18 protein-coding genes are annotated in these 20497 nt (G+C 63.6%); 9 read left to right on the forward strand and 9 right to left on the reverse strand.

Going from position 1 to position 20497, the window contains the following annotated elements:
• Positions 1-14: 14 nt before the first annotated feature.
• Entirely contained in the window at positions 15-725 is a 711-nt protein-coding gene (locus F4U95_RS14205) for a VIT1/CCC1 transporter family protein (RefSeq protein ID WP_150426138.1), read from the reverse strand.
• Between the two features lie 68 nt (positions 726-793).
• Positions 794-2575 (reverse strand): ABC-F family ATP-binding cassette domain-containing protein, encoded by a 1782-nt coding sequence (locus F4U95_RS14210; RefSeq protein ID WP_150426139.1) that lies wholly within the window; start codon positions 2573-2575, stop codon positions 794-796.
• Between the two features lie 139 nt (positions 2576-2714).
• On the opposite strand from F4U95_RS14210, the gene F4U95_RS14215 reads away from it, so the two are divergent.
• The 4 genes from F4U95_RS14215 (at position 2715) to F4U95_RS14230 (ending at position 6109) form a co-directional block, all read left to right on the forward strand.
• On the forward strand, positions 2715-3446 hold the full coding sequence (locus F4U95_RS14215; protein WP_150426140.1) for an SIMPL domain-containing protein: 732 nt from the start codon (positions 2715-2717) through the stop codon (positions 3444-3446).
• A 125-nt stretch (positions 3447-3571) separates the two neighbouring features.
• Positions 3572-3922, forward strand: a complete 351-nt coding sequence (locus F4U95_RS14220) for a hypothetical protein (protein WP_120250433.1) — start codon at positions 3572-3574, stop codon at positions 3920-3922.
• A gap of 50 nt (positions 3923-3972) precedes the next feature.
• The gene (locus F4U95_RS14225; protein ID WP_120250434.1) at positions 3973-4638 is read left to right on the forward strand and encodes a response regulator transcription factor; all 666 of its coding nucleotides are present in this window, start codon (positions 3973-3975) and stop codon (positions 4636-4638) included.
• Between the two features lie 163 nt (positions 4639-4801).
• A complete protein-coding gene (locus tag F4U95_RS14230) occupies positions 4802-6109 on the forward strand; it encodes a sensor histidine kinase (protein ID WP_120250435.1) in 1308 nt (435 codons plus the stop codon).
• Between the two features lie 247 nt (positions 6110-6356).
• Here F4U95_RS14230 and F4U95_RS14235 read toward each other — a convergent pair whose 3' ends face one another.
• Together F4U95_RS14235 and F4U95_RS14240 are read right to left on the reverse strand one after the other, a co-directional pair.
• Positions 6357-6677 (reverse strand): hypothetical protein, encoded by a 321-nt coding sequence (locus tag F4U95_RS14235; RefSeq protein ID WP_150426141.1) that lies wholly within the window; start codon positions 6675-6677, stop codon positions 6357-6359.
• 130 nt (positions 6678-6807) lie between these two features.
• On the reverse strand, positions 6808-7638 hold the full coding sequence (locus F4U95_RS14240) for a 23S rRNA (adenine(2030)-N(6))-methyltransferase RlmJ (protein ID WP_150426142.1): 831 nt from the start codon (positions 7636-7638) through the stop codon (positions 6808-6810).
• Between the two features lie 221 nt (positions 7639-7859).
• On the opposite strand from F4U95_RS14240, the gene F4U95_RS14245 reads away from it, so the two are divergent.
• Positions 7860-8213, forward strand: coding sequence for a YbaN family protein (locus tag F4U95_RS14245; protein ID WP_150426143.1), 354 nt, complete (start codon positions 7860-7862; stop codon positions 8211-8213).
• A gap of 66 nt (positions 8214-8279) precedes the next feature.
• A complete protein-coding gene (locus F4U95_RS14250; RefSeq protein ID WP_150426144.1) occupies positions 8280-8585 on the forward strand; it encodes a YdeI/OmpD-associated family protein in 306 nt (101 codons plus the stop codon).
• Positions 8586-8608: 23 nt separating this feature from the next.
• Here the strand turns inward: F4U95_RS14250 and F4U95_RS14255 are convergent, their stop codons facing one another.
• Positions 8609-9832 carry a polyhydroxyalkanoate depolymerase gene (locus F4U95_RS14255; protein WP_120250440.1) on the reverse strand — a complete coding sequence of 408 codons (1224 nt, stop codon included), beginning with the start codon at positions 9830-9832 and terminating at the stop codon, positions 8609-8611.
• Between the two features lie 126 nt (positions 9833-9958).
• Here F4U95_RS14255 and F4U95_RS14260 point away from each other — a divergent pair, with 126 nt between their 5' ends.
• Together F4U95_RS14260 and F4U95_RS14265 are read left to right on the forward strand one after the other, a co-directional pair.
• Entirely contained in the window at positions 9959-10615 is a 657-nt protein-coding gene (locus tag F4U95_RS14260) for a glutathione S-transferase (protein ID WP_150426145.1), read from the forward strand.
• 41 nt (positions 10616-10656) lie between these two features.
• Positions 10657-12333 carry a M28 family metallopeptidase gene (locus F4U95_RS14265; RefSeq protein ID WP_170267496.1) on the forward strand — a complete coding sequence of 559 codons (1677 nt, stop codon included), beginning with the start codon at positions 10657-10659 and terminating at the stop codon, positions 12331-12333.
• A 45-nt stretch (positions 12334-12378) separates the two neighbouring features.
• Here the strand turns inward: F4U95_RS14265 and F4U95_RS14270 are convergent, their stop codons facing one another.
• Entirely contained in the window at positions 12379-13731 is a 1353-nt protein-coding gene (locus tag F4U95_RS14270; RefSeq protein ID WP_150426146.1) for a glycoside hydrolase family 27 protein, read from the reverse strand.
• A gap of 126 nt (positions 13732-13857) precedes the next feature.
• Positions 13858-14559, reverse strand: a complete 702-nt coding sequence (locus F4U95_RS14275; RefSeq protein ID WP_150426147.1) for a glutamine amidotransferase — start codon at positions 14557-14559, stop codon at positions 13858-13860.
• Positions 14560-14671: 112 nt separating this feature from the next.
• Here F4U95_RS14275 and F4U95_RS14280 point away from each other — a divergent pair, with 112 nt between their 5' ends.
• The gene (locus F4U95_RS14280; protein ID WP_150426148.1) at positions 14672-17008 is read left to right on the forward strand and encodes a GH92 family glycosyl hydrolase; all 2337 of its coding nucleotides are present in this window, start codon (positions 14672-14674) and stop codon (positions 17006-17008) included.
• A gap of 3 nt (positions 17009-17011) precedes the next feature.
• Here the strand turns inward: F4U95_RS14280 and F4U95_RS14285 are convergent, their stop codons facing one another.
• Together F4U95_RS14285 and acnA are read right to left on the reverse strand one after the other, a co-directional pair.
• Positions 17012-17623 (reverse strand): hypothetical protein, encoded by a 612-nt coding sequence (locus F4U95_RS14285; RefSeq protein WP_150426149.1) that lies wholly within the window; start codon positions 17621-17623, stop codon positions 17012-17014.
• A 148-nt stretch (positions 17624-17771) separates the two neighbouring features.
• Positions 17772-20441: an aconitate hydratase AcnA gene (gene acnA / locus F4U95_RS14290; RefSeq protein ID WP_150426150.1), complete on the reverse strand. Its 2670-nt coding sequence runs from the start codon at positions 20439-20441 to the stop codon at positions 17772-17774.
• Positions 20442-20497 lie beyond the last annotated feature (56 nt).

Consider the following 20497-nt stretch of genomic DNA (forward strand, 5'->3'; position numbering starts at 1 on the left):
TCCGGACCTTGGCATCAAATCGCCGCGCCGAACAGATGCCCCGCCCCCGCCGTGATCGCCATCGCCAGCACACCCCAGAAAAGCGTCCGCACGATCGACCGCAACGGCTTCGCCCCGCCCAGCTTCGCGCCGGCATAGCCCAATATAATGAGGCAAAGCAGGCACATGCCCACGATCGCCGGGATCGCACTTTCCGCCGTCGCCAGCCCGGCCGCCACCACCGGCGGCGCAGCCCCGGCGGCGAAACTCGCGGCAGACGCCAGTGCCGCCTGCACCGGCCGCGCCGTAACAGAATCGGAAATGCCCAGTTCGTCGCGCGCATGCGCGCCCAGCGCATCGGCGGCCATCAACTGCTCGGCCACCTGCCCTGCCAGATCCGGCGTCAGCCCACGATCGACATAGATATCCCGCAACTCCACCCATTCGGCATGGGGCTGGGTGCGCAACGCCTTTTCTTCCTTGGCGAGATCTGCGCGTTCCGTATCAGACTGCGCACTCACGGACACATATTCGCCCGCCGCCATCGACATGGCGCCCGCCACCAAAGCCGCCACGCCCGACAGCAAAATCGACTGCGATCCCGCCCCCGATGCGGCGATCCCGGTCATCAGGCTGGCGGTCGACACGATCCCGTCATTCGCCCCCAGCACCGCCGCGCGCAGCCAGCCGACCCGGTTGACATAATGGACGGCATGATGGGGGATCGGCGTGTTTTGCGTGTCCATGGGCTTCCCTTTACCACCATGCTGTTGACGCCAGTTGCTCAATCCGAACGGGGGATATGAGCGAGAGTTTACCCCGCCAACCCCTCGGCCTTCTCCGCCAGCTCCAGCCAGCGCTCCTCGGCCGCATCCTTGTCGGCGCGCGCCTTTTCGATCGCCCCGGTCAGCGCCGCGAACTTTTTGGGATCTTTCGTATAAAGCGCCGGATCGGCCAGCGCTTCCTCATCGCGCAGGATCGCCGCTTCCAGCTCCTCGATCCGCTTGGGCAGCAGGTCCAGGTCGCGCTGATCCTTATAGGTCAGCTTGGCCGACACGGGCTTTGGCGGCGGAGGCGGCGCGGCTTCCTTCTTCTCGATCTTCGCGGCCTTGCGCGGGTCGCGCTTGTTGATCCAGTCGGCATAACCGCCCACGATCACATCCACGACCCCGGTGCCATCCAGCCCCAAAGTCACCGTGACCGTGCGATCCAGAAAGTCACGGTCATGGCTGACGATCAGCACCGTGCCATCATAATCCGCGATCACTTCCTGCAACAGGTCCAGCGTTTCCAGATCCAGGTCGTTGGTCGGCTCGTCCAGCACCAGCAGGTTGGATTCGCGCGCAAATTCCCGCGCGAACAAAAGTCGCGACCGCTCGCCGCCAGACAATGTCGCGACCTTCGCCTCCGCCAGAGACGGGTCGAACAGAAAGTCCTTGAGGTACCCATGGATATGCTTGCGCACCCCCCGTACGTCGATCCAGTCGCCGCCCTCGGCCAGCACATCGCGCACCGTTTTGTCGCCCTGCATCAGGCTGCGCTGCTGGTCGATGAAGATCATGTCCAGCGTCTTGGCCAGCGTCACGCTGCCGCTATCGGGCGCCAGTTCGCCGGTCAGCAGCTTGAGCAAGGTGGACTTGCCCGCGCCATTGCCGCCCACGATGCCGATCCGGTCGCCGCGCTGCACGCGGATCGACAGGTCGTCGATGATCGTGCGCTCACCGAATGTCTTGGTGACATGCTCGACCTTGATGACGCTCTTGGTCTTGCTGTCGTCGCTCGCCACCGCGATCTTGGCGGTGCCCTGCGGCCCCTGCATCGCCGCGCGCGTTTCGCGCATTTCCCACAGCTTGGCGAGCCGCCCCTGATTGCGCTTGCGCCGCGCGGTGACGCCGCGTTCCAGCCAATGCGCCTCGATCTTCAGCTTCGCGTCCAGCTTCTCCGCCGCCCGCGCCTCTTCGGCATAGACCGCTTCCATCCACTGTTCGAACCCGCCGAAGCCGATCTCGTTGCGGCGCATCTGCCCCCGGTCCAGCCACAAAGTCTGGCGCGTCAGCCGCGTCAGAAAGGCGCGGTCGTGGCTGATGACGATGAAGGCGCCGCTATAGCGCGCCATCCAGTTTTCGATCCAGTCGATCGCGGCGATATCCAGATGGTTGGTCGGCTCGTCCAGCAGCAGCAGGTCCGGCTCGCTCGCCAACGCGCGGGCGATGGCGGCCCGGCGCCGCTCGCCCCCGCTCGCCGTCTTCGCTTCGCGGCTCAGGTCGATGCCCAACTGGTCGGCGATCGCCTCCACCTCATGCGCGGGTGGCGCGAACTCGCCCGCCAGCGCGAAATCATGCAGCGTCTTGAACGGCGTAACGTCCGGATCCTGCTCCAGCGTGATGACCCGCGCGCCCGGCTGCACCGACCGCACGCCCTCATCCGCCTCGATCTGCCCGCCCAGCAATTTCAGCAGCGTCGTCTTGCCCACGCCATTGCGGCCGATCAGCGCCAGCCGATCCCGCGCGCCGACGGCGATATTCAGGCCGCGAAACAGCCAGTGGGAGCCTTGCGAAAGGCCAAGATTTTCGAACGAGAGAATAGGAGCTGCCATGAACGTGCAGCTAAAGCCTGTCATGCCGCGTAGCAAGACCGGAACCGGAAAGCTTTCAGACGGCTTTCAACGCAGGACAGCGTCCATTCATCGCACCCCGGCCAAAACGGGTGCAAGGACTTACAGAGGAGAAACGTCCATGAAATCCGCTCTCGCCCTGATGGCGCTCGGCGCCGCCGCCCTTCCGATCGCGGCTGTCGCCCAGACCAGCGTCACCATCGCCGAGACGGCGCCGGTCGTGACATTGAACGTCACCGAAAGCGTCGAGGCCGCACCGAACATCGCGACCGTCGGCACCGGCGTCCAGACCCGCGCCCAGACGGCGCAGGCCGCCATGCAGGACAATGCCGCCAAGACCGAAAAGCTGATCGCCGCCCTGGCCAAGGTCGGCATCGCGAAAAAGGACATCCAGACCAGCGGCATCAACCTCAATGCCCAATATGATTACAGCAACCGCGACGGCCAGCCGGAAGGGCCGCGCTTCATCGGCTATGAAGCGTCCAACCAGCTGACCGTGAAGCTGCGCGACATCAAGAAGGTGGGCGCCTCGCTCGACGCCTTCGTCGCCGCCGGCGCCACCAATATCAACGGCCCCAGCTTCTCGATCGAAGATCCCTCTCCGTTGATCCAGCAGGCCCGCGGCACCGCGCTCAAGAGCGCCAAGACGCAGGCCGATTTCTACGCCCAGGCGGCGGGCTATCGCACCGCGCGGCTGATTTCGATCGCGGAAAGCAACAGCGGCGGCCAACCGCCCATGCCGATGATGCAGAGCGCGCGCTTCAAGGCGGATGCCGCTCCCGTCACCCCGGTCGAACCCGGCCAGGTCAGCGCGTCCGTCACGCTGACGGTGCAATATGCGCTGGAAAAGTAAGAAACGGCGCTAAACCTTAAACGTTATTCCCGCCTTCGCGGGAGTGACGGACATTTGGAAAAGGCGGCGATGTTTGTGCATCGTCGCCTTTTCTGTTCATATTCCCGCCATTCACCACCTGTTCAATGCCATTCACCTATGCCATGCCCATGAATATGAAGTGGAACAGCCTGCCCCGCTCTCTGGTCGCTGCGATCACGGCAGCCCTTGCCCTTTCGGTGGCGATTCCCGCCGCCGACGCGGGCAATCGCCGCGACGAGCAGGATGCCGCGCGCCGCGCGATGCTGGACGGGCAGGTCATGCCCTTCGCCATGATCAAGCGCCGCGTCGATGCGGCGGTCGATGGCGCCTCCTATGTCGGCAGCGAATTCAACCCCTCCTCCAACCGCTACCGCCTGAAATATGTGAAGGACGGCAAGGTCGTATGGGTTGATGCCGACGGCCGGACCGGCGATATCATCGGCATGGCGCGCTGACCCGCGCCCGCCTTTAGACTCAACGCATAATAGAAACGGACAAAAGCCCCATGCGCCTGCTGATCGTCGAGGATGAACCGAATCTGGGCCAGCAGCTCAGGAACACGCTGGAAGGCGCGGGCTATGCCGTGGACCTCGCCACAGACGGCGAAGACGGCCATTTCCTGGGTGCTACCGAAAGCTATGACGCGGTCGTGCTCGACCTTGGCCTGCCCACCATCGACGGCCTCACCGTGCTCGACCGCTGGCGCAAGGAAGGCCGCAGCTTCCCGGTCCTCGTCCTCACCGCGCGCGATAGCTGGTCGGACAAGGTCGCCGGGCTGGATGCGGGCGCCGACGATTATCTCGCCAAACCCTTCCAGAGCGAAGAACTCATCGCCCGCCTGCGCGCCCTCATCCGTCGCGCATCGGGTAATGCATCAAGCGAACTGACCGCCGGCGACGTCCGCCTCGACACCCGTTCGGGCAAGGTCACGTTGGGCGGAGACCCGGTCAAGCTCACCGCGCAGGAATATAAGCTGCTCTCCTACCTGCTCCATCACAAGGGCAAGGTGGTCAGCCGCACCGAATTGATCGAACATATTTACGACCAGGATTTCGACCGCGATTCCAACACGATCGAAGTGTTCGTGACGCGCATCCGCAAGAAATTGGGCGCCGACGTCATCACCACCATCCGCGGCCTTGGCTACAGCCTGGACGAGCCGGGGCGCTGATCGAAACGGCACCCACCTTCGTTCGCTTCGAGCGAAGACGAGAAGCGGCAAGTATTGCGCTTCTCGTTTGTCGACACGCTCGAAACGAACGGGTGTAAGTCAGGTCCAGATGGACAACCAATCCCCTCCCCCCGTCCGCTCCACCGGCTCCATCAGCCGGCGGATGATCGGCATCGCCGCGCTGTGGATCAGCGTGCTGCTGATCGGCGGCGGCGTGGCGCTGGACCGGGTGCTGGCCGACGCGATCACCCGCAATTTCGACGACGGCATGAATTATGTGCTGACCGCGATGATCGCGGCGTCGGAAATCGGCCCGGACGGCGAAGTCCTCTTCAACCGCGAACTGGCCGACCAGCGATTTCTGGAACCGAGCAGCGGCCTCTATTATCAGATCAGCGCGAAGGGGCATGAGGACTGGCGCTCCCGCTCGCTGTGGGACCGCGCGCTCAAGGCACCGGCGCAGCATCACGACCGCCATCTCCACACCTATGACAGCAAGCAATTCCCCGGAGAGGATTTGCGCATCATGGAACGCACCGTCATCCTGCCCGGCTCCGACACGCGCTGGCTGTTCATGGTGGCGCAGGCGCGCGAAGGACTGGATGGGCAGATCCGCACGCTGCGCACCACTTTGTTCAACAGTTTCGCGCTCCTGGCGCTCGGTCTGTTCATGCTGGCGACGCTCCAGACCATCTATGGCCTGCGCCCTCTGCGCAAGGTGCGGCTGGAAATCATCAAGATGCGCGGCGGCGAAAAAAGCCGCGTCACCGAACCCATGCCCGCCGAAGTCCTCCCCATGGTCGAGGAACTCAACGCCCTGCTCGCCCATAATGAGCGGCAGGCGGAGGAAGCGCGCACCCATGCCGGCAACCTTGCCCATGCGCTCAAGACGCCGCTAACCGTCATCATGAACGCCGCCACCGCGCAGGCGCCCGACCTTGGCGACGCGGTGATCCGCGAAGCGACGACGATGCGGCGGCAGGTGGACCATCACCTCGCCCGCGCCCGCGCCGTCGGCCGTCGCGGCGCCGCCCAGAGCCGCGCCGAGGTCTGGGCCAGCCTCACCGCCGTCGAGCGCGCCGTCCAGCGCCTCTATCCCGAAGCCCGCGTCGACATGGACGGCGACAAGGACGCCGCCGTGCGCGTCGAGCGGCAGGATCTGGACGAAATGCTCGGCAACCTCATCGAGAACGCGGCCAAATATGGCGGCGGCAGCGTCTTCGCCACGGTCGTCGCCCGCACCGGCGGCATGGTGGAAATTCAGGTCGAGGATGACGGCATGGGCATACCGGAGGCCGACCGCGTCCGCATCTTCGATCGGGGTGTGCGTCTGGACAGCGGCAAGCCCGGCACCGGCCTCGGCCTGGCCATCGTCCGCGACGTCGCCGAAATCTACGGCGGATCGGTGGCGCTGGAGGAAAGCGAGGATCTGGGCGGCTTGCTGGTGCGGCTGAGGCTGCCGGCTGCGTAAGTGCAAGCAAGCAGAAGCGGACTTTCCTTCTCCCCTTGAGGGAGAAGGATATGAAGCCTTGGCGACGAAGGAGCCTAGGCGAAGTTGGATGAGGGGATCGGCGCAAGATTGGCGTACTGCCGCGAGCTTGCGTCCCCTCACCCAGCTACCGATCTCCCACTTCCCAAGTGCATGAGCGGGCGAATGACATGATTCCGCCCGACCCCATCCATATCTGCGATGGCGAAGGTGTACGATTTACGTCCCCTTAGTCACCATTGGCATCGACCATGAAAACCGTGGGTTTGCCTCGCGACGACGGATCCCATCCTGCCGATAAGGCGGCCCGCACCCCGCGCGACGCAATCGCATCGTTGATGTGCAGACGCCCTTTGGGCAATCCTTTCATCAGCCTCTTGGGTGTCGGAAATTCCAGCACGGCTTCGCGGGGCATGTCCCTCTGACGCAAGGAGACGGTCATGCCCTTCCAGCCATCGAAAGAGGATAATTGAGGCTCGCTCAGGAGTTCCCAATCATATTTGAATCCGTCGATCTCGACAGTGCCGCTGCGGCCGGGTGCTTGAAACATGTCATGCCATTAGCATGTCGGCAGCGCTACTTCACCCATAGTATCGCAGGATTTTCTCGGCGCCCTCAGTCGCCATCATATGGAGCGCGGCAATTTCCCCTCTGGCATAGGGGTGAGGCGAGGATTTAGCTCAATCGCCCAACCAGCCGGATATGATCTCGCCCCTATGTCCTTCGGGCGCCAGCGCAGCGCGCAAGGCTTCCAGCATTGGCGGCAGTGCCTGCGTAAAAGCGTAGGGCGGGTTGACGATGAAGAGGCCCGCGCCGTTATAGATGCCGGGTTGCTCGCTATCGTATAGCCAATGCTCCACCAGCAGCAATTTCGGGATGCCGATCCTGCGCAACTGCTGCTTCCACTTCCAATGCGTGGCCTGGTCTTTCAACGGATACCAGATCACCGTCACGCCATGCGCCCATTTGCGGTGAGCGGCGGCGAGGGTGGCAGTGATGCGCGCGCGTTCATCCGTCTGCTCATAGGGCGGATCGACCACCACCACGCCGCGCGCGGTGCGGGGCGGCACCATAGCCAGCCATAGTTCATAGGCGTCGCGTTCATGCACGGCCGCGCCGGTGTCCCGCATGACACCACGCAGGGTGTAAGCGTCTTCGGGGTGTTTTTCGTTGAGGATCAGGATATCCTGGGGCCGCAAAAGCTGCGCCAGAAACCGGGGCGAGCCGGGATAAAGCTGCGGTTCGTCACCCGCATTCACCGCCTGTACGGCGGCGCGATAGTCGTCCAGCAAGGGGTTCGGGTCGGCAAAGGCGCGCAGCACGCCCTGCACAGCCTCCCCGGTGCGTTGCGCTTGGTCGCCGCCAAGGTCGTACAGCCCGCAGCCGGCATGGGTGTCGATCAAAGTCAGCGCGCCCTCCTTGAGCTGCAAGGCCCGCACCAAAGCGATCAGGAGGCTGTGTTTCACGACATCGGCGCTGTTGCCGGCATGGAAGGAATGGCGATAATTCATTGTGACTCAAAATCCAGATGATCTGCCTTTACGGGCTGCGGGGCATTCTGCAAAGCGCCGCTACGGGCCGACTGCGGAACGGCAGTGCACGGGTCCATAGAAACAGATCTTCGCCCTCGCGGAGATGACCGTCCAGACCCTCGCCATGCCCACATCCACCTTGCCATCCCACTCCGCAGCTGCGAAGCAATAGCGGCGCAAGCCCATCAACAGGACACCCCATGCGGCGGCATCTGTATCTCATCGCAGGGTTTCTCTCGATCGGCCTCGGCACGATCGGCGCCTTTCTGCCGCTGTTGCCCACCGTCCCTTTCATGATCCTCGCCGCCTTCTGCTTCGCCCGCTCCAGCCCGCGTCTTGAGGCCAAGCTGCTGGATCACAAGCATTTCGGCCCGCATATCCGCCGCTGGCGCGAACATGGCGCGATCAGCCGTCGGGGCAAGAAGGCCGCGCTTGGCGCCTTCGCCTTCAGCGTCCTACTGGCGCTGATATTCTCTCCCTGGCCCTGGTTTCTGGTCCCGGTCGCCGCCGCGCTGATCGGCGGCAGTTGGATATGGACCCGTCCGGAGGGCTGAGCGCCCCGCCATGGACATTCGCCCAACGCGCGGTCAGACTATGCTGGCACCACCGGGAATCACGATATGTCAGACGCTTTCGCCCATGGCACGGTCCATCAAGCGGCCGACGACCTGCAAGCCGCGCTCCGATCGGCCCCGCACATCCTTCAGCTATGGGAAGGCCTGACCCCGCTCGGCCGCAACGAGTTCATCTGCTGGGTGGACGACGCCAAACAGGCCAAGACCCGCGCACGCCGCATCGCCCGCACCTGCGAAGAATTGCTGGAGGGCAAGAGGCGCCCCTGCTGCTGGCCCGGCTGCATCCACCGCACCGACAAGGCGCCCGGAAAGTGGCAGCAGGCCGTCCTGATCGACGGGAAGAAGAGTTAGGCCCCGGTGCTCAGTTCATCGCCTCAGTTCATCGCCAGGATCATATTCCGCACCTGCGGATAGACCTGCTTTTCCCATTTGCTGCCCGAAAATACACCATAATGGCCCACGCCCGGTTGCAGATGGTGGCGCTTCATATGCGGGCGCAGCCCGGTGCACAGCGCATGCGCCGCCGACGTCTGGCCCACCGCGCACACATCGTCCCGTTCGCCTTCGACCGTCAGCAGCGCGGTATTGTGGATCGCGCCCGGATTGACCTTGCGCCCGCGCACGGTCATCTCGCCCTTGGCCAGCAAGGTCCGCTGGAACACCATGTCCACGGTTTCCAGATAGAATTCCTTGGTCATGTCCAGGACCGCGAAATATTCCTCGTAGAAATTCTTGATCTTGTCGGCCTCGACCGTCTTGCCGTCGGCCAGCAACTGATACAATTCGCGATGCTGCGACGAATGCCGCTCCATGTTCATCGCCATGAAGGCGGACAGTTGCACGAAGCCCGGATAGACTTCCCGCCCGCGCCCGGCATAGCGGAACGGCACGACGGAAATCAGATTTTCCTCGAACCATTCGATCGGCTTTTCATTGGCCAGGTCGTTCACCGAAGTGGGCGCGGCATTGGGGTCGATCGGCCCGCCCATCAGCGTCATCGACCGCGGCGTCGCCTTGTCCTTGTCTTCCGACATCAGCGCGACGGCCGCCATCGCCGGCACGCAGGGCTGGCATACCGACACCAGATGCGCGCCCTCGCCCAATTCGTGCAGGAACTGGATGATATAATCGACATAATCGTCGAAGCCGAAGCGGCCGGCTTCCAACGGCACGTCGCGCGCATTCTTCCAGTCGGTGATATAGACGTCATGGTCGCGCAACAGCGTCTGCACGGTGCTGCGCAGCAATGTCGAAAAATGGCCGGACATCGGCGCCACCACCAATACGCGCGGCTGTTCCGCCTCCACCTCGTCCTTCACGAAATGCAGCAGGTCGCCGAACGGCAGGTCCAGCGCGACTTCTTCGCGCACCGCCACTTCGGCATTGCCGCTGGTCACCGTGCGGATCTCATAGGCCGGCCGCTTGTGGGTTAGCTTGGCGCCCTGAAACACGTCCATCAGCGCGAACATGCGGCGCGGCATCGCCCAATCGGCCATCGGCCCCATCTTGTCGCGCAGGCCAAGGGCCATCTGCGCGCCGAACCGCGCTGGGGCCAGCATGTCGTTCCAGGCCTGATAACCACTGTAGAGCATGCGCATGATAGCCAAAAAGCCTTATTCTGTTGCCGCGATCCGAATCGGTATTTTGTTGCAACGCTATACATGCTTTTTATGTTGCGCTGCATCATCATAAATGTGACTTTGGACTAACGTAGGAGAGTCACCATGGCGGCCGCGACACTCACTTTATCCAGCAAGAACTACTCGTCCTGGTCGCTGCGGGGCTGGCTTTTGTGCCGGCTCGCGGGGCTTCGGATCGTCGAACAGACGATCGCGCTGGACGACCCGGAAAATCGCGCCGAACTGCTCCTCCTCTCCCCCTCCGTGCTGGTCCCGCGCCTGACGCATGAGGGCGCCAGCGTATGGGACACGCTGGCCATCGCCGAATATCTGCACGAACTCTATCCCAATGTCGGCATGTACCCCACCGATCGGAAGGCGCGCGCCCATTGCCGGTCGGTGTCGGGCGAAATCCATTCCGGCTTCGCCAACCTCCGCTCCGCCTTGCCGATGAATCTCAAGGTCCGGCACAGCAAATTCCCGATCTTCCCCGGCGCCCGCCCGGATATCGAGCGGGTCGAAGCGATCTGGGCCGAATGTCTGGACAGCTATGGCGGCCCTTGGCTGTTCGGCGACGAACCGACGGTGGCCGACGCCATGTTCGCGCCGGTCGCCCAGCGCTTCCTGACCTACGCCGTGCCGGTATCGCGGGCCACCGCCGCCTATTGCCAGACCATCAATAGCTGGTCGCTGATGCGCGAGTGGATCGACGATGCCCGCGCCGAACCGGATGAGATGATCGAACTCGAAACCGAGTTCTGAACGCCCTTTCCCCCATCGCGCCGGGGGGTTAGAGCGGGTCCATGATCACACGCACCCTCGCTCTGGCCCTTGGCCTGACCGCCGCCCTTTCTTGCTCTCTGGCCTGCCCCCTGGCTGCCCAGGCCCAGACCGTCGAACCGGCCCGCCTCGAACAGTCCGTGCGCACGCTCGCCTCCGACCTGTTTCAGGGTCGCGCGCCCGGCACCATCGGCGAAGAACGCACGATCGGCTATCTCGTCGCCCGCTTCGAGCAACTGGGGCTGGAACCGGGCGGCCCCGACGGTCAGTGGGTGCAGACCGTGCCCCTGCTCCACACCCGCCTCGGCCAGTCGCAAACCCTCTCGATCGCCCAGAACGGCGCCGCCACCCCCTGGACCTTCGGCAAGCAGGTGTATCTCTCCACCCTCCAGCCCAAGGACAATGTTGCCATCGCCAATGCGCCGCTGGTCTTCGTCGGCTATGGCGTCTCCGCCCCCGAACGCGGCTGGGACGATTTCAAGGGCGCGGACCTGAAGGGCAAGGTCGCCGTCTTCCTGATCAATGACCCGGATTTCGAAGCCGCCAAGGGCGAAGACCCGTTCGGCAAGTTCGGTGGCAAGACCATGACCTATTATGGCCGCTGGACCTACAAGTTCGAGGAAGCGGCCCGTCGCGGCGCGATCGGCGCGCTGATCGTCCATGACACGCCGGGCGCGGGCTATGGCTGGAACGTCGTCGTCAGCCCCAGCGGCGAAAATTACGACCTCGTCCGCCCTGCCGACAAACTGACCAGCCTGCAAGTCCAGGGCTGGGTCGAGGGTGACGCGGCCAAGGCGCTGTTTACCGGCGCTGGTCAGGATCTCGCCACCCTGCGCAAACAGGCCCGGTCCGCCAAGTTCAAGCCGATAGAATTGAAGGGCGCAACCTTCTCCGCCGCCTTCCCGGTCAACCAGGAGGTGGTGCAGAGCGCCAACGTCCTCGCCCGCATCCCCGGCGCCAAGCGCCCGCAAGAAACGGTGATGTATGGCGCGCATTGGGACGCCTATGGCGAAGGCAAGCCGGACGCGCAGGGCCGCATCTACCGCGCGGGCGCCAATGACGATGCGCTCGGCCTCGCCGGCCTGTTCGAAATCGCCCGCGCCTTCAAGGCCGCACCCGCGCCCGACCGCTCGATCGTCTTCGCCGCCTGGACGGCGGAGGAACGCGGCCTGCTCGGCTCCGAACATTATGCCCAGAACCCGGTCTATCCGATCGACAAGACCGTCGCCAACCTGACCATCGACGTGCTCCAGACCGCCGGCAAGGCGAAGGACGTGATCCTGATCGGCAAGGGCCAAAACAGCCTTGAAGATGATCTGGCCAAATTCGCCACGGCGCAGGGCCGCGTCATCACGCAGGAAAGCCTGCCAGAACGCGGCCTCTTCTACCGCGCCGACCATTTCTCCATGGCCAAGCGAGGCGTGCCCGTATTGCTCATGATGGGCCTGGCCGGCGCATCCGACATGGTGGAGGGCGGCCGCGCCGCGGGTCAAGCGTGGATCGATGCCTATACCGGCAAATGCTATCATCAGGCCTGCGACGCCGTCGATGATACATGGAAGCTGGAGGGCGCCGCCCAGGACGTGGACCTGATGCTCGACATCGGTCGCGACCTCGCAAACTCGACCCGCTGGCCGCAATGGAAAGCCGGATCGGAATTCAAGGCGATCCGCGACAAAAGCGCGGCGGTACGGAAGTAGAACCAAAGTTGTTCCCCGGCCTGCGCCGGGGAACAGCCTGTTATATCAACCCAACCGATACAATGCGCTCCCATGCGCCGGCAGCATCACGCTCACCCGCTCCGCCTGCTGCCCCAGCACCGTACCGGCCCACAAGTCCCGCACCGCCACCGGTCCGCTCACGCCCAGATCGCGCAACTTGACGCCCACCTCGCGCGGCTTGTCGCCGGTGTTGAACAGCGCGATATAACGCCCCTTCCCAGCCTCCGGCACCGCTGACCAGACCCGCGCACCATCGGCAACGAAGTGCGGGCAGTTGCCCTGGCTCGCCTGATTGACCGCGATCACCTCTCTATTGGTCAACAACGCCAGCGTCGCCGCATCCAGATGGCGCAAATCGCCGCCCATGATCAGCGGCGACCGCGCGATCGCCCATAATGTCATCAGCGTCTTCTGCTCGTCCGGGGTAAAGCGCGTATCCCGCTCGCCCAGCGCCAGCCGCCCCAGCGGCAGCATGTCCGCATCCGGCCAAGACCCCGGCCCGCGATAGGGCGTCCAATTCTCCAGCCGGGTAAACTGCGCCTCCAACATCCGCCATTCATCCCAGAAGTCATCGGAAATCCGCCACATCTGCGCATATTTGCGCACATGATCGCCCCGAATCACCGGCGTCTCCCCCGGCGACAGGCTCAGGATGATCGGCCGTCCCGTCGCGACGATCGCCTTGTGTGCCGCCTCGATCTCCGGCGCATGGGCGTCATAGGGCCGGCTCATATCGTCCATCTTGACGAAATCGACGCCCCACTCGGCATAGAGGCGGAAGATGCTGTCATAATAGGCCTGCGCGCCCGGCCGCGTCATGTCGACGCCATACATATCCGGATTCCAGGAACAGATGCTGCTCTTGTCCGCCACATCCGCCGCGCGATAGTTGGTGCCCAGGATCGGCAGGTTCGCCTCCACCGCCGCGCGCGGAATGCCGCGCATGACATGGATGCCGAATTGCATGCCCAGCGCATGCACCTCTTTGGCCAGTTGCGTGAACCCCTTGCCCCCGGCACTGGACGGAAAGCGATTGGGCGCCGGGATCATCCGGCCATGGCCATCCATCGCCGGCTTGGGCTTGGCATTATAGGTGTAGCTGGACGCGTCCGGTTCATACCACTGGATATCGACGGTAAAGATGTCATAGCCAAACGGCAGCAGCTTCTCCGCCATGATCTTCGCGGTTTCGCGCGCTTGGCGCTCGGTAATGGTGGTGGCAAAGCTGTTCCAGCTATTCCACCCCATCGGCGGTCGCGGCGCCAATATCGCCCCACCCCGCTCCACCGGTGCTGCCCCCGCACGTACTGCTCTCGCAGCCGCAAGCCCTGCCATACCACCCGCGATCATATCGCGGCGGCTGGCTTTCCAGTTCATCCTCATCATTTGTAGGAGTTAATAGACCTGCAAACGAAAAAGCAACCTCCGTCATCCCAGCGAAGGCTGGGATCTCACTTTTCTTAAAATCCAAGAAATTAGACAGAGAGATGCAACACGAAAAAGCTAGACCTCAATCCCCGCCAGCCATTCGCCGATCATCGCCCGCCCCGCCGCAACCGCGATCGGCCCATGCAGCCCATGATCCTCCCGCAAAGCGATCCCGCATTGCTGTGCGACATCCAGGTCCGCCCAGAAATGCGTCAGCCAATCCTCGAAACGCGGATCTTCGCCCATTTCCGCATGAAATTGCAGCGCCAGCACATTGCTCCCACGCCGAAACGCCTGATGCGCATATTTGGACGTCGACGCCAGCAGCTCGACATTGTCCGGCAAATCGAACGTATCGCTATGCCAGTGAAGGATCGGCACGCCGTCGATATGCCGCAACGGGGACGCCGCCCCCGCGTCGTTCACGCTGACCGGCGCGAAGCCCAATTCCATATGCCCACCCGGATAGACCCGCGCGCCCAGCGCCGCCGCGATCATCTGACTGCCCAGACACACGCCCAAAGTCGGCCGATCCGCCGCCAGCCGATCGGCCAGTTTCGCGATCTGCACCGGAATCCACGGATGCAATTCCTGCTCATAGACGCCCATCGGGCCACCCATCATGATCAGCAGGTCGGGATCGCACAGATCCACCTGCCCGAAATCGGGGCTCGCCACATCGATGCGATCGATATGATAACCGGCAGCCTCTATCGGCTGGAGATAGCCCGCAGCGCCTTCGCGCGGGACATGACGGACGATCAACGCTCTTTTCATTGCTGAGTCGGACGCTAGACAATCCCGCGCGCCGCCGCCACCCCAGCCTTTCTTGGCGCGGCAAAATCAGCGCTATTGGCCAATGCCCGCGTCCATGATTTAACCACGGACCATGAACGCCTTCCGCATCGCCCGCACCGCCATCGCCGCCAGCCTCCTCGCCGGCACCGCCCTTCTCGCCCAAAGCCCTGCCCAAACGTCCGTGAGCGACGATCCGGTCGAAGCCGTCGATCCCTTCATCGGCACATCGGGCGAAGGCCACACCTTCCCCGGTGCGGTCGCCCCCTTCGGCATGGTCCAGCTTTCACCCGACACCCATGTCGGCCCCGCGCGCCAGACCTACGACTGGGCCGCCGGCTACCGCCACGAAGACCCGACGATCCTCGGCTTCTCCCACACCCATTTCTCCGGCGCGGGTCATAGCGACCTCGGCGATTTCCTCGTCACGCCGGTCAGCGGCGACAGCGTCCCGCTGGAGGCCGGCGACGACAAGACGCCCGGCTATCGCTCCCGCAAGGCCGATGAGGTCGCCTCGCCCGGCTATTATGCCGTTACCCTCACTGATCCCGGCGTTCGCGCGGAATTGACGGCCGGCACGCGCGTCGGCGTCCACCGTTACGCCTTCCCGGCAGGCAAGGCCGCGCATCTGGTGCTGGACCTGCGCTCGATCATCTACGACTATCCCGGCAAGATCCTCTGGTCCTCGGTCCGCATCCGCCCCGATGGCACCATCACCGGATCGCGCGAGATACGCGGCTGGGCCACCCCGCGCCGCATCTTCTTCGCCATGCGCTTCTCCGCGCCGCTGACCAGCCACCAGTTCGTCAGCACCGAAAAGGATATCCTGTATAAGGGCTTCAAGGGACCGGGTCGCGGCCCCGAAACGCTGGCTTCCCTCTCTGGCCGCGCACTGGTCGCGCAACTCGACTTCGGCCCGCTCGCCAAGCCGCTGGAGGTGAAGGTCGCGCTGTCCGGCGTGGATGAGGACGGCGCCATCGCCAACCTCACCAGCGAAGCGGGCGACTTCGACACGATCCGCGCCAGCACCCGCGCCGCCTGGAACAAAGCCTTGGGCGCAGTAAAGATCGCCGCGCCCGCCCCGATGCGCCGCAATGTCTACACCGCCCTCTATCACAGCCTGATGGCCCCCAGCATCTGGAGCGACGCCGACGGCCGCTGGCGCGGTCCCGACGATCAGGTCCATGCCGGTGAAGGCTTCACCATGCACTCCACTTTCTCGCTCTGGGACACGTTCCGGGCCGAACATCCGCTGCTCACGCTGGTCCAGCCGGAAGCGAAGAATGCCGATTTCGTGAACGCGCTGGTCGCAGGGCAGAAGACCAGCCCCTTCGGCATCCTCCCCGTCTGGCAGTTCGGCGGCAAGGAAACCTGGACCATGATCGGCTATCATGCCGTCCCGGTCATCGCCGACGCCTGCCTGAAAGGGATCAAGGGCATCGACTGCGCCGCCGCGCTCAAAGCCATGGTCGCCAGCGCCGACTATGCCCCCTATGGCGGCCTTGGCGACTATATGAAGCTGGGCTATGTCCCCATCGACCGCGAACCCGAAGCTGCGTCCAAGACGGTCGAATATGCCTATGACGACTGGACCATCGCCCGCCTCGCCCGCCAGCTTGGCGACAGCGCCACGGCTCAACGCTTCGAAAAACGCGCCGGGAACTGGCGCAACAGCTTCGACGAGAAAACCGGCTTCCTGCGCGCGCGCAAAGCCGACGGATCGTTCCGCACCCCCTTCGACCCCACCGCCATCAACTATGGGTCCGACTATACGGAGGGCAATGCCTGGCAATATAGCTGGTTCATGCCCCATGATCAGGCCGGCCTGTTCCGCCTGCTGGGCGGCGACGCAAAGACCGTCGCGAAACTCGACGCCATGTTCGACTATGACAATAGCAAGATCGACTATAGCCATGCCGAAGATATATCCGGCCTGATCGGCCAATATATCCATGGCAACGAACCCAGCCATCATGTCGCCTATCTCTACAATTATGCCGGCCAGCCCTGGCGGACGCAGGAACGGCTGAAACAGATCGTCGATAGCCAGTATAAGCCCACGCCCGACGGCCTCGCCGGCAATGACGATCTGGGCCAGATGTCGGCCTGGCTGGTCTTCACCGCCTTGGGCTTCTATCCCGTCGCACCGGGCAGCAACGAATATGTGATCGGCCGCCCCTTCGTGGACCGCGCGGACATGGCGCTGCCGAACGGCCAGCATTTCATCGTGACGACTGACGGCTTGTCGGACGCCAACCGCTATATCGGCACGGTCATGCTGAACGGCAAACCGCTGGAGCGTGCCTATATCACCGACGCCGAAATCCGCGCTGGCGGCACGCTCCACTTCACCATGCAGGCCACACCGAACAAAGCCTGGGCCACCGGCAAGAAGGCCCGCCCCTATTCGATGACCGGCTATGGCCGATAAGGATCAGCCCGAGCCGGCGTTACGAAAATCCAGCAACGCCTCGGCCAGATAGCCGCGCAGCACGGCACGGTCGATCCGCAACCGGTTGTTTTCGCCGCCCGCAAGGCAGGATGACAATGCCGGCATCGCGCGCTGAAAAGCCCCGCGTTCCTCCTCACTGCCGGCCTTGTACCGGATCAGGCTGTCCACCGCGGGCGCATTGCGCGCAACGATGCAGCCGGCATAGGCGTGATAGGAATTCTCCCCTTCCAGCACGGCGGGCGCCGGCGCAGCCGGATTAGCCGGCTCGACCAGCGGGGCGGTAAAACGGTGGAGATAAAGCTGCTCGGCCAGCGCGCCACGCATCGCATGGCCCTTCATCCGCAGCTTGCCTTGGTGCAGGCATCCTTTCCGGCCATTGGCGATCGCCATGAAGCTGGCCGTCTCCTCCGGCGATCCCGGCCGTGTCTTCAGCGCGTCGGCGACCTTGGCCGGCGTTCCGCGCACCACGCATTGCGCAAATTCGGTCATCGCATTTTCGGCCGCCCCACGCCCATAGGCGCCAAAGTCCTTGTCCGAAGACGGAGCGCTGCCCTGCCCCTGCGCAGCGGTCGCCGACAGTAGCAAAATCACCATGGCTATGTTCATGACCATTACCTCAACCTGCCAGGAAACAGAGGTTTTCAGACAATCATGACGATTTTATGATCGCGCCGCTTCCATAGGAAAAGGGCTCCTCCCACCCGGAAGAAGCCCTCATTCCCTACCTTGACGCCTCAGCCGATCAAGCGGCCAGCTTGCGCAGCACATATTGCAAAATGCCGCCGTTCAGGAAATATTCCAGCTCGTTGACGGTATCGATGCGGCACAGCGCGGTGAAGGTGAAGGTCGAACCATCGGCCCGCTTCACGACCACATCCACATCCTGACGCGGCTTCAGGTCGGCAACGCCCTGAATGGTGAACGTCTCGTCCCCCGTCAGGCCCAACGTATCGCGCGTGTCGCCATCCTTGAACTGCAACGGCAGCACGCCCATGCCGACCAGGTTCGACCGATGGATGCGCTCGAAGCTCTCCACGATGACCGAGCGGACGCCCAGCAAATTGGTGCCCTTCGCCGCCCAGTCGCGCGATGATCCGGTGCCATATTCCTTGCCGCCGATCACGACCAGCGGCGTGCCGTCGGCCTTATGCTTCATCGCCGCGTCATATATCGGCATGACCTCGCCTTCATAACTGGTCATGCCCCCCTCGACGCCGTCCAGCATCAGGTTCTTGATGCGGATATTGGCGAAGGTGCCGCGCATCATCACCTCATGATGCCCGCGCCGCGACCCGTAGCTGTTGAAGTCGGCCTGGCTCACCTGATGATCGCTCAGCCATTTGCCCGCAGGCGACGACGCCTTGATCGACCCTGCCGGCGAAATATGGTCGGTGGTGATGGAATCGCCGAAGATCGCCAGCGGCTTGGCCTCGACAATGTCCGTGACCGGCGCCGGGGTCATGCTCAGCCCCTCGAAATAGGGTGGATTGGCGACATAGGTCGATCCCGCGCGCCACTGATAGGTGTCCGATCCGGTAACGTCGATCGCCTGCCAATGCGCGTCGCCCTTATAGACATTGGCATAGCGCGCCTGGAACATCGGCCGGTCGACCGCGCCCGCGATGGTGGTCGCGATCTCGTCGTTGGTCGGCCAGATGTCCTTGAGATACACGTCGTTACCCGCCGTGCTGACGCCGATCGGCGTGGTCAGGAAATCCTCGATCACCGTGCCCTTGAGCGCATAGGCGACCACCAGCGGCGGCGACGCGAGGAAGTTGGCGCGCACGTCCGGCGACACGCGCCCTTCGAAATTGCGGTTGCCCGAAATCACGGCGGCGGCGACCAGCCCATTTTCATTGATCGCAGCGCTGATCGCGGGCGCCAGCGGCCCCGAATTGCCGATGCAGGTGGTGCAGCCATAGCCCACCAGATTGAAACCGATGGCGTCCAGATGCGACTGCAACCCCGCCTTTTCCAGATAATCGGTCACGACCTGGCTACCCGGCGCCAGCGACGTCTTCACCCATGGCTTGGGCTTCAGGCCCAGCTCGTTCGCCTTCTTGGCGACCAGCCCAGCCGCGATCAGCACGCTGGGGTTCGACGTATTGGTGCAGCTGGTGATCGCCGCGATGGTGACGTCGCCGTCGCCAATGTCGAAATCCTTGCCTTCCACCGGCACGCGGGTCTGTGCCTTCTTGTAGGTATTGACCATGTCGGCATTGAACACATCATCGACGTCGGGCAGCGCGACCCGGTCCTGCGGCCGCTTCGGCCCGGCCAGGCTGGGCACGACGGTGGACAGATCCAGTTCCAGCGTGTCGGTGAACACCGGTTCGATCGACGGGTCGATCCAGAAACCCTGTTCCTTGGCATAGGCCTCGACCAGCGCGATCGTCTCGTCCGGGCGACCGGTCAGGCGCATATAGTCCAGCGTCTTGTCATCGATGCCGAAGAAGCCGCAGGTCGCGCCATATTCCGGCGCCATATTGGCAAGCGTAGCCCGATCGGCGAGGCTCAGCGTCGCCAGACCCGGTCCGAAATATTCGACGAAACGCCCCACCACGCCACGCGCGCGCAGCATCTGGGTGCAGGTCAGCACCAGGTCGGTGGCGGTCACGCCTTCCTTCAACGTACCGGTAAATTTGAAGCCCACGACTTCGGGGATCAGCATCGATACAGGCTGGCCCAGCATCGCGGCCTCCGCCTCGATCCCGCCCACGCCCCAACCCAGTACGCCCAGGCCATTGACCATCGTGGTGTGGCTGTCGGTGCCGACGCAGGTGTCGGGATAGGCGACGGTGGCGCCGCTTTCATCGACCGAAGACCACACGCCCTGCGCGATATTCTCCAGATTGACCTGATGGCAGATGCCCGTGCCCGGCGGCACGGCGTAGAAATTGGCGAGGCTCTTGCTGCCCCATTTCAGGAAGTCGTAGCGCTCCATATTGCGCTGATATTCGATCTCCATATTCTGCTCGAACGCCTTGGGCGTGCCGAACTCATCGACCATGACGCTATGGTCTATGACGAGGTGGACGGGCACCTGCGGATTGATCTTGCTGGCGTCGGCGCCCAGCGCGTTCATCGCGTCGCGCATCGCGGCCAGATCGACCACGCAGGGCACACCGGTAAAATCCTGCAACAGCACGCGCGCGGGGCGATACTGGATTTCCCGCTCGGCCTTGCCCCGGTCATTCTGCCAATCGACGATCGCCTGGATATCCTCGGCGGTCACGGTCACGCCATCTTCGAAACGGAGCAGATTTTCCAGCAGCACCTTCATCGAAAAAGGCAGGCGAGATACGTCGCCCAGCTTCTGCGCGGCCTTCTTCAACGAATAATAGGCAATGTCCTTGCCGCCGACATTCAATGTGTCGCGCGTGCCCAAAGTGTCCTGTCCGATGGCGGTCATAAGATGTGCGTCTCCTCGCATGGCCTCGGCCAAAGGAGGGCGCGTTTCCACCAGAG

Source organism: Sphingobium limneticum (assembly GCF_008710165.1).
Classification (GTDB): Bacteria; Pseudomonadota; Alphaproteobacteria; order Sphingomonadales; family Sphingomonadaceae; genus Sphingobium; species Sphingobium limneticum.

Coding starts and splice junctions, on each gene's coding strand:
- F4U95_RS14205 (WP_150426138.1), bottom strand. CDS start 725: ATGGACACGCAAAACACGCCGATCCCCCATCATGCCGTCCATTATGTC.
- F4U95_RS14210 (WP_150426139.1), bottom strand. CDS start 2,575: ATGGCAGCTCCTATTCTCTCGTTCGAAAATCTTGGCCTTTCGCAAGGC.
- F4U95_RS14215 (WP_150426140.1), top strand. CDS start 2,715: ATGAAATCCGCTCTCGCCCTGATGGCGCTCGGCGCCGCCGCCCTTCCG.
- F4U95_RS14220 (WP_120250433.1), top strand. CDS start 3,572: ATGCCATTCACCTATGCCATGCCCATGAATATGAAGTGGAACAGCCTG.
- F4U95_RS14225 (WP_120250434.1), top strand. CDS start 3,973: ATGCGCCTGCTGATCGTCGAGGATGAACCGAATCTGGGCCAGCAGCTC.
- F4U95_RS14230 (WP_120250435.1), top strand. CDS start 4,802: ATGATCGGCATCGCCGCGCTGTGGATCAGCGTGCTGCTGATCGGCGGC.
- F4U95_RS14235 (WP_150426141.1), bottom strand. CDS start 6,677: ATGTTTCAAGCACCCGGCCGCAGCGGCACTGTCGAGATCGACGGATTC.
- F4U95_RS14240 (WP_150426142.1), bottom strand. CDS start 7,638: ATGAATTATCGCCATTCCTTCCATGCCGGCAACAGCGCCGATGTCGTG.
- F4U95_RS14245 (WP_150426143.1), top strand. CDS start 7,860: ATGCGGCGGCATCTGTATCTCATCGCAGGGTTTCTCTCGATCGGCCTC.
- F4U95_RS14250 (WP_150426144.1), top strand. CDS start 8,280: ATGTCAGACGCTTTCGCCCATGGCACGGTCCATCAAGCGGCCGACGAC.
- F4U95_RS14255 (WP_120250440.1), bottom strand. CDS start 9,832: ATGCGCATGCTCTACAGTGGTTATCAGGCCTGGAACGACATGCTGGCC.
- F4U95_RS14260 (WP_150426145.1), top strand. CDS start 9,959: ATGGCGGCCGCGACACTCACTTTATCCAGCAAGAACTACTCGTCCTGG.
- F4U95_RS14265 (WP_170267496.1), top strand. CDS start 10,657: ATGATCACACGCACCCTCGCTCTGGCCCTTGGCCTGACCGCCGCCCTT.
- F4U95_RS14270 (WP_150426146.1), bottom strand. CDS start 13,731: ATGAACTGGAAAGCCAGCCGCCGCGATATGATCGCGGGTGGTATGGCA.
- F4U95_RS14275 (WP_150426147.1), bottom strand. CDS start 14,559: ATGAAAAGAGCGTTGATCGTCCGTCATGTCCCGCGCGAAGGCGCTGCG.
- F4U95_RS14280 (WP_150426148.1), top strand. CDS start 14,672: ATGAACGCCTTCCGCATCGCCCGCACCGCCATCGCCGCCAGCCTCCTC.
- F4U95_RS14285 (WP_150426149.1), bottom strand. CDS start 17,623: ATGGTGATTTTGCTACTGTCGGCGACCGCTGCGCAGGGGCAGGGCAGC.
- acnA (WP_150426150.1), bottom strand. CDS start 20,441: ATGACCGCCATCGGACAGGACACTTTGGGCACGCGCGACACATTGAAT.